The 2,538-nt window shown below is 38.1% G+C and carries 2 protein-coding genes; both read left to right on the top strand.

Annotated features, from left to right (window positions below; translation table 11 throughout):
• The first annotated feature begins 242 nt into the window (after positions 1 to 242).
• On the top strand, positions 243 to 1,655 hold the full coding sequence (istA, locus tag DES38_RS11850; protein WP_245882014.1) for an IS21 family transposase: 1,413 nt from the start codon (positions 243 to 245) through the stop codon (positions 1,653 to 1,655).
• A gap of 3 nt (positions 1,656 to 1,658) precedes the next feature.
• Entirely contained in the window at positions 1,659 to 2,387 is a 729-nt protein-coding gene (istB, locus tag DES38_RS11855) for an IS21-like element helper ATPase IstB (protein ID WP_110252289.1), read from the top strand.
• The last annotated feature ends 151 nt before the right edge of the window (positions 2,388 to 2,538 follow it).

Here is a 2,538-nt window from a genome sequence, read left to right on the forward strand (position 1 = left end):
CTTACGTCTAAGAATGCTCTATCAACCATAATTTCAAAAAATAAACGAATTTATATTTGTTAAGCGCATGTATTATCCCCAAAATTGCGTAAGAACCATAAAAATACATAAGATTACAGGGTAAAAGTACACAACTCTGCAGATGGCAAAATGCAATATAAAAAGCCATTGCGAGACACCTGAAAATCCTCTAAAGTTAGAGTTCCTACACTTTAACTGGAGGTATGAAAGGTATGCTCACAATGACTGATATTAATACTATCAAAAATTTAAGAAATAATCACGATAAATCGATTGATCACATAAGAAAAGAACTTGGAGTGAATTGGCGCACAGCTAAAAAATATGCCGATGAAGATAATTTTCCAAAGAAGAGAAAAATAGAGAAAAAAGGCATGATGTATGAACAAAAGTGGGGAGATATATTAACGCTATGGCTCGCCGAAGATGCAAAGTTACCAAAGAAAAAACGACGAACAAACGTAGCTTATCATCGTGAATTGAAAGAACTTGATTTCCCTGGGTCCTATCGGACTGTCTGTGGATTTGTTCAAGATTGGCGTTCTACTCACAATGATAAGGGGGCTGTAGATAAAGGATTTGAACGTCTGGAACATCCCCCAGCAGATGCACAGCTAGACTTTGGAACAATGGAAGTCGAACATGAAGGATCATTTAAAGATATAAAAACGTTGGTAATGACCTTCCCGTTTAGTAATGTGGGTTTTGCGGTTGCGTTACCTGCAGAGAATCAAGAGTGTTTATTTGAAGGTATGACTCAATTGTTTCATCAAATCGGCGGTGTGCCGAAAGTCATTCGAATCGATAATATGTCCACTGCTGTTACGGAGAGAAAATCAAAATACAAACCTGCTGTATTAACCGATGCTTATCTTCGCTTCGCCACTCATTACCGTTTCAACACGCAAGTATGTAATCCACGCAGCGGAAATGAAAAAGGAAGTGTTGAAAACAAAGTTGGTTATATACGCTATAACTTTTTCCCTACAAGCCCGTCAATGAAATATTTTGCTTCTTTGAATGAGAAACTGAGGATCCAACTAATTGAAGACAGAGATCGAAATCATTATGAAAAAAACGTCTCCATTATTGAGTTATGGGAAGAAGAAAAAACTGAACTACTGGCTCTTCCTGATGTGCCTTATCCCGTCTTTAAAGAGATCGAATGCAAGGCAAACAAGTATAACGAAATCAAACTCGATCAAACACTCATTCACGTGCCTAAGGCACGAAATCACACTAAAATATATGCTGTTTTAACAGCTGAGACTTACACTTTCTACAGTGGTTCTGGTGACATAATAGCTGAAGGTGATCGCCCTTATATGTTTAAAAAACGACCGATTGACTGGGTATCTATCTTATTGGACTGGCGTAAAAAACTCCGTTCAATGGAGTACTCACGTTACTGGAAATATCTACCTGATCGGATCAAATTATACTTAACTCATAATGACTGGAAGGTACAAGCCGAACGTGTCGATATACTTATTAATTTACTCGTTACTAATGATATGAAACAAATCAACGAAAGATTCTATGAATTAATAGGGGTTGAACCCAGTTCCGATTCTTACAATGTGGATTGGAACAGTTATGATGCGTTAGGGATTTTTCCCAAGGAGGTAGTATAAGTAATGGATCGCGCTTACTTAGAAGAACTGTGTAAAAGCCTTCGGCTCTCTCATATACCAAAAGTCATTGATATGGATGGATTTGATTCAAAAGAGGATTGGTTACTTTTCCTCTTGAAAAATGAACTTCAAAGTCGTGAAGAAGCAAAAGCGATTCGCCTCTATAAACAATCTAAGTTACCAAACAGGCGGACACTATCGACTTATGAATGGCATCGTCAGATTTCGCTTCCTAGCCCGACGACAAAAGAAGAACTGACTAGTCTGTCTTTTATCAAACAATGTGAAAATGCTGTTTTTGTAGGAACACCTGGCACAGGAAAAACTCACTTAGCATGTGCCTTAGGCACTCGAGCTACAGAAAACGGTATAGATACACGCTTCTGGCGCGTATCTGACCTAGTCAGTGAGCTAGAACGTCAATGGAAAAATAACACACTAGATGCTTTTAAAAAGCGTTTTGACAAGGTTAAACTGATTATTTTAGATGAAATGGGCTATGTTCCGTTTACGAAAGAAGGAGCTGAACTTCTATTTCAGCTGATTAGCGATTGGTATGAGACGAAAAGCGTCATTATTACTAGTAATCTTGAATTTAGTCAATGGAATAAAGTCTTCATTGACGCTCGTCTGACAGCCGCATTGGTTGATCGACTGATTCACCACGCTCATATACTAAGCTTTACCGGAGAGAGTTTTCGACTAAAGAATGCATTATCCAAACAAAAATAACTAAAAGAATCTTTCAGGTGCAAAATTGTGTAGTTTATCGCTGCAATGTTGTGTAGTGACTACTGCCAAAGGAATGTACCACTAGTGCCAAGTTTTTAACCACCTGTTGCCACGAAATGTACCACCCTTTGCCATGTCATGTTACCACTGA

Origin of the sequence: Streptohalobacillus salinus (assembly GCF_003201605.1) — a bacterium.
GTDB classification, from domain to species: Bacteria; Bacillota; Bacilli; order Bacillales; family Amphibacillaceae; genus Streptohalobacillus; species Streptohalobacillus salinus.